This window comes from Rhizobacter sp. (assembly GCF_031412075.1).
Taxonomy (GTDB): Bacteria; Pseudomonadota; Gammaproteobacteria; order Burkholderiales; family Burkholderiaceae_C; genus Rhizobacter.
Genome location: NZ_JANOCG010000081.1, coordinates 1 through 5,421 on the forward strand (window position 1 = coordinate 1; position 5,421 = coordinate 5,421).

A 5,421-nucleotide genomic window follows, 5' to 3' on the forward strand; every position below is an offset into this window, starting at 1 on the left:
GCCACCACCAAGGCGCAGCGCAAGCTGTTCTTCAACCTGCGCTCGATGAAGCAGAGCCTGAAGGAAGACTCGGCCGACGAAAACACGCACCGCAGCACGCTGACGCAGGGCGAGGTCGACACTGTCGCCCGCAAGCTGAACGTCAAGCGCGAAGAGGTGCTGGAGATGGAAACCCGCATGTCGGGCGGTGACGTGGCGCTCGAGCCGCAGACCGATGACGGCGAAGAGAGCTACGCCCCCATCGCCTACCTGGCCGACGACAGCACCGAGCCCACACGCGTGATCGAAGCGCACCGCCGCGACTGGCTGGCCGGCGACGGCATCGCCCAGGCGCTCGACGCGCTGGACGCACGCAGCCGCCGCATCGTCGAAGAGCGCTGGCTCAAGGTGAACGACGACAGCTCCGGCGGCATGACCCTGCACGACCTGGCGAGTGAATACGGCGTCAGCGCCGAGCGCATCCGCCAGATCGAGGTGGCGGCCATGAAGAAGATGCGCAAGGCCTTGGCCGAAGACGCTGCGTGATCTTTACGCTCAAAGAAAACGGCCCTTCGGGGCCGTTTTTGTTTCTCTATCCTGCCGCGAGCAGCGTCTTCAAGTCGGCCGTCAAGGCCTCGGCGCCAGCGCCATAACGGGTGAAAAGCCGCAGCTTGCCGCTCGCATCGAAGATGTACGAGCCCGCCGTGTGGTCCATGGTGTAGCTGCCGTCGCTCTTGCCCGCCACCTTGGCGTAAAACACCTTGAAGTCTTTCGCGGTGGCCGCGGTTTGTTCGGGTGTGCCGCGCAGGGCGATAAAGCTCGGGTCGAAGCCCGACATGTAGGCCTTCAGCAACTCCGGCGTGTCGCGCTCGGGGTCGACGGTGATGAACACGCCCTGCACCCGCTCGCCATCTTTGCCGAGCGCTTTTTTCACCTGCGCCAACTCGGCCATGGTGGTGGGGCACACGTCAGGGCACTGGGTGTAGCCGAAGAAGACCACCGTCAGCTTGCCTTTGAAATCGGCCAGCGTGCGTGCTTGGCCATTCTGGTCGGGCAAGGAGAGCTTGCTGCCGTATTCGGCACCGGTGATGTCGATGGCCTTGAAGCCAGGCTTGCTGCCCGACAAGCCGGGGAGCTTGTCGCAACCGGTCAACACGGTGGCGGCGGCCAGCAGCAGGAGTCGGCGTTGAGGCTTCACAGCAAGGGGCCCAGGTAGTGGTCGACCAGCAACGCCGCAAACAGCAGCGAGAGGTGAAGGATCGAGAAGCGGAAGGTCTTGCGCGCCAACGCGTCGGAATAATGGCGCCACAGCTTCCATGCGTAAGCGATGAAGCCGGCGCCGAGCAACACCGCTGCCGCCAGGTAGATCACGCCGCTCATGCCGAAGATGAACGGCAGCAGCGTCGACGCAAACAGCACGAAGGTGTAGAGCAGCACCTGCAGCCGCGTGAACTCGTTGCCGTGCGTCACCGGCAGCATCGGCAGGCCGGCCTTGCGGTAGTCCTCGACACGGTACAAGGCCAGCGCCCAGAAGTGTGGCGGTGTCCACAAGAAGATGATCAGGCACAGCATCAGCGCCTCGGGCCCGACATCGCCGCGCATCGCCGCCCAGCCCAGCACCGGCGGCATCGCACCCGACGCGCCGCCGATCACGATGTTTTGGGGCGTCATCGGCTTGAGCACCACGGTGTAGATCACGGCGTAGCCAACGAAGGTGGCGAAGGTGAGCCACATGGTCATCGGGTTGACCAGCCAGTAGAGCAACGCGCTGCCGGCGGCGCACAGCACGCCGGAGAACAGCAAGGTCTGGGTGTTGGTCAGCTCGCCCTTGGCCGTGGGCCGCCAGGCGGTGCGTGCCATCTTGGCATCGATGCGTTGCTCGACCACGCAGTTGAACGCCGCGGCCGCTGCCGCCACCAGCCAGATGCCCGCGGTCGCCGGCAGCACCAGGCGCCAGTCGGGCACCCCCGGCACGGCCAGCAGCATGCCGATGACGGCGCAGAACACGATGAGCTGCACGACACGAGGTTTGGTCAGTGCATAGAACTGGCGCACCGGCGACAGGCGCGCAGCGGCGGGAATGGGAGGGCTGAGTGTTTCAGACATGGCAACAGGCGAATCGGCCATTTTACGAGCCTGGCCGGGCTTGCCGGGCACGCGCGAGCATCACCGCCAGCAAGGCGACCAGCGCTGCGGCTCCCGCCGTGTGGGCCAGTGCCGCCACCAGCGGCCAGCCCAGCACCACGTTGCTCAGGCCACTGGCGAGTTGCCACACGGCCACGCCGACCAGCGCCCCGGCCCAAGGGCGTACCGCCGGGTCCCGACTCGCGAACAGTGCCCAAGCCAACCAGACCATGGCACTCAACACGATGAGCGCACCGACGCGGTGGGTGAAATGAATGGCGGTGAGCGCGGCAAACGGCAGGTAGCCGCCATCCTTTCCCGCGCCCAGCTCACGCAGCACGGTGAAGCCATGGCCGAAATCCATCTCCGGCCACCACCGGCCCTGGCAGGTTGGGAAATCGCTGCAGGCCAGCACAGCGTAATTGGTGCTGACCCAGCCGCCCAGGGTGATCTGCGCCGCAGACAGCAGCAGCACGGCCCACACGCCACGATGCACAGCGCGCGTCAGCGGGAGCGGCGCACGCAGGTAAGCCTGGCTCTGCACGGCCAGCAAGGCCAGCAAGGTGAGCCCGCCCAGCAGATGGGCGGTGACGATGGCCGGGTAGAGCTTCATCGTCACGGTGAGCGCGCCGAATGCGCCTTGCACACAGACCCACGCCAAAGTCGCCGTGGCCCACCAGGGCGACAGCACGGCAGCTCCCAACCGCCGCGCACGCCAGCTGGCAATGGCCAGCGCGATGCACAGCACGCCCACCACGGCCGCCAGGTAACGGTGCACCATCTCTATCCAGGCCTTGCCGTGTGTCACCGGGCCGGTGGGCATGGCGGTCTGGGCGGCCTGGATGTCGGCGTGCGCACCCAGGGGACTGGCGCTGCCATAACAGCCGGGCCAATCGGGGCAGCCCAGGCCCGAGTCGGAGAGGCGGGTGAAGGCGCCGAACACCACCAAGTCGAAGGTGAGAAAGAGGGTGAAGAAGGTCAGCGCGCGCAGCCGCACTCCCGGCGACGCGTGCCGGTGGCGAAACCCGATCCATGCGAGTGGCAAGGCGCCCAGCAGCAGGCTCAGCAGAGCCAGCACCAGCAGCGGGCTGAAGTCGTAGGAAGAAGCCACCGTGTCAGCGCCCCGCCTGGTCCCATGAAGCGGACGCGCGCAACAGCTTCAGGATGTCGCTCTTGAGCTTGGCCGGCTCAGGCTGCGGGGGTACCCGCATCATCCAGTTGCCCATCGGGTCGACGATGTACATGTGCTCGTCGAGTTGCCGGCCCGCCGCAGGCTGTACCCAGGTCGCCAGCGCCGCGGGCGGCACACGCAGCACGGTGACAGGCACGCCAGTCGTCACCGCCTGCACGGTCTCGGGCCGGGCGGCAGCGTCATCGTTGATCAGCCAGACCTTGTCGAGCCGCGCGCTCTCGCGGCCGAGCGACTCGCGCAGCTGCCGTTGCAACCAGAGATTTTTCTCGCAGCGTTCGTTGCAATTGCCGCCACCCACCACCACCAGCAGCCATTGACCCTTGAGTGACAGGGGCTGCACGGTCTGGCCTTGCAGGTTGGCAAGCGGCAGATCGACAGGCACCGGCCGCAGCGGCTGCATCAACTCGCTGTAGTTGGTACGGCCCTCGGGGCGGATCACGAAGTAGGTGAAGTACGACGCGATCACCGGCGCCGCGCAGACAAGCAACACCAGCAGCATCTTCAGACGGCCGTATTGCGTTCGGCGGTCGTCGAGCGCTGCCGCCGGCATCGAGTGCACGGTGAAGCTCAGGCCGGCGGCGCCCTCAGGCGTTTCGCGTGAGCCGGGGGCGGAGGAGTTGGAACCAGACATACAGACCTGCCAAGAGAGCGCACAAGCCAAACCATTGAAAGGCGTAGCCATAGTGCTTGTGGATATCGGCCGCCGGACGGGGCCATTGCCGCAGCAGCCCGTCGGTGGCGATGCCGGGTGTGTCGGCCTGCAGCACCGTCCAGGGCCGCAGGTTCACACCCAGCTCGCGAGAAAAATCGGCGAGCATCAGATTTTGCCGGATCACTCCCGAGGCCGCTGGGCCCGCAAAGTCGAACAACCTGCCCGGCGGCGGGGCCATCTGGCCGAGCACCTCGATGCGCCCGGCGGGCGTGGGCACCGGCTGCACGCGGGTTCGATCCTGCGTGTTGCGCGGTGTCCAGCCACGTTGCACCAGCACCGCGTCATCGGGCCCCAGCATCAAGGGCGTGAGCACGAAGAAACCGGGGCGCCCGTTCATCTGCCGATTGTCGAGAAAGACCGTGGCGCCCTGCTTCCATTCACCTTCCAAACGCACTGGGCGGAAGTGCTGCGCCGCCGCCTGCACTTCGTTGGCAGGCAGCGCGGACTGCAGCAGTTCGGGCAGGCCGCCGCGCGAATCGAGCGCCGACTGCAGCGCCTCTTTTTGCGCGGCGCGGCTCAACTGCCACACCCCCAGTCGTGCCGTGATCGCCATGGCCAGCAGCGTGGCCACGAGCACGATGAGCGCACGGCGCCTTGGGTCAGCCAGCATAATCAACGCCCATGAAATACCTCATCGGCGTGGGCCTGGTTTTGATCATTGCGGCACTGGCATCGGCCGGTGTGTTCATGATGCGCGACGGCCGAGACGGCAAGCCCAAGACCAGCAACATGATGCGTGCGCTGGCCCTGCGTGTGGGTCTGTCGGTGCTGCTGTTCGTGTGCATTCTGTTGAGCTACTGGATGGGCTGGATCCGCCCCACGGGGATTCCGATCGGCCAGTGAAGTTCAGTCAGCGACCAAACAAAAGAGCGCCCACCGGGCGCTCTTTGCATGGAGTCAAGGTGAGTCGCTCAGAGCCAGTACACGACGATGTACAGGCCGAGCCAGACCACGTCGACGAAGTGCCAATACCAGGCGGCGCCTTCGAAGCCGAAGTGGCGCTGCGGGGTGAAGTGGCCCTTCATCAGACGCAGCGTGATGAACAGCAGCATCAGCATGCCCACGAACACGTGAAAGCCGTGAAAGCCGGTGAGCATGAAGAAGGTGGAGCCGAAGATACCCGACGACAGCTTCAGGTTCAGGTCGCGGTAGGCATGCATGTACTCGTAGGCCTGCACGCCGAGGAAGGTGGCGCCGAGCAGCACGGTGACCCACATCCAGAGCACGGTCTTGCTACGCTGGCCAGCGATCAGCGCGTGGTGCGCGATCGTCAAGGTAACGCCCGAGCTCAGCAACAGGGCCGTATTGAGCGTCGGCAGCGGCCACGGTCCGATGACCGAGAACGGCTCGACGGTACCCGCGGGCGACGCTGTGATCCCAGGCCCGGCGCTCGGCCACACGGCCTTGAAGTCGG

Annotated in this window: 8 protein-coding genes; 2 read left to right on the forward strand and 6 right to left on the reverse strand. The window is 66.0% G+C overall.

Translation table 11 applies throughout. The annotated features are described in order from the left end of the window. Positions 1-525 (forward strand): sigma factor-like helix-turn-helix DNA-binding protein (locus RMO40_RS03060; protein WP_309716156.1); only part of this gene is annotated, 525 nt, incomplete at its 5' end. 46 nt (positions 526-571) lie between these two features. Here the strand turns inward: RMO40_RS03060 and RMO40_RS03065 are convergent. From RMO40_RS03065 to RMO40_RS03085, 5 genes are read right to left on the reverse strand one after another with little or no spacing between them, the layout of a single operon-like run. Next, positions 572-1,177: an SCO family protein gene (locus RMO40_RS03065; protein WP_309716159.1), complete on the reverse strand. Its 606-nt coding sequence runs from the start codon at positions 1,175-1,177 to the stop codon at positions 572-574. After that, complete coding sequence (gene cyoE / locus RMO40_RS03070) at positions 1,174-2,085, reverse strand: heme o synthase (RefSeq protein WP_309716161.1); 912 nt, start codon at positions 2,083-2,085, stop codon at positions 1,174-1,176. The genes RMO40_RS03065 and cyoE overlap by 4 nt, the downstream gene beginning before the upstream one ends. Before the next feature lie 22 nt (positions 2,086-2,107). After that, the gene (locus tag RMO40_RS03075; protein WP_309716165.1) at positions 2,108-3,214 is read right to left on the reverse strand and encodes a COX15/CtaA family protein; all 1,107 of its coding nucleotides are present in this window, start codon (positions 3,212-3,214) and stop codon (positions 2,108-2,110) included. Positions 3,215-3,218: 4 nt separating this feature from the next. Continuing rightward, entirely contained in the window at positions 3,219-3,926 is a 708-nt protein-coding gene (locus RMO40_RS03080) for a hypothetical protein (protein ID WP_309716168.1), read from the reverse strand. Beyond that, positions 3,880-4,617 carry an SURF1 family cytochrome oxidase biogenesis protein gene (locus RMO40_RS03085; RefSeq protein ID WP_309716171.1) on the reverse strand — a complete coding sequence of 246 codons (738 nt, stop codon included), beginning with the start codon at positions 4,615-4,617 and terminating at the stop codon, positions 3,880-3,882. Before RMO40_RS03085 ends, RMO40_RS03080 begins: the two co-directional genes overlap by 47 nt. A gap of 11 nt (positions 4,618-4,628) precedes the next feature. Here RMO40_RS03085 and RMO40_RS03090 point away from each other — a divergent pair, with 11 nt between their 5' ends. Beyond that, positions 4,629-4,850, forward strand: a complete 222-nt coding sequence (locus tag RMO40_RS03090) for a twin transmembrane helix small protein (RefSeq protein WP_309716175.1) — start codon at positions 4,629-4,631, stop codon at positions 4,848-4,850. Between the two features lie 68 nt (positions 4,851-4,918). Here the strand turns inward: RMO40_RS03090 and RMO40_RS03095 are convergent. Next, a partial coding sequence (locus tag RMO40_RS03095) for a cytochrome c oxidase subunit 3 (RefSeq protein ID WP_309716178.1) occupies positions 4,919-5,421 on the reverse strand: 503 nt, incomplete at its 5' end.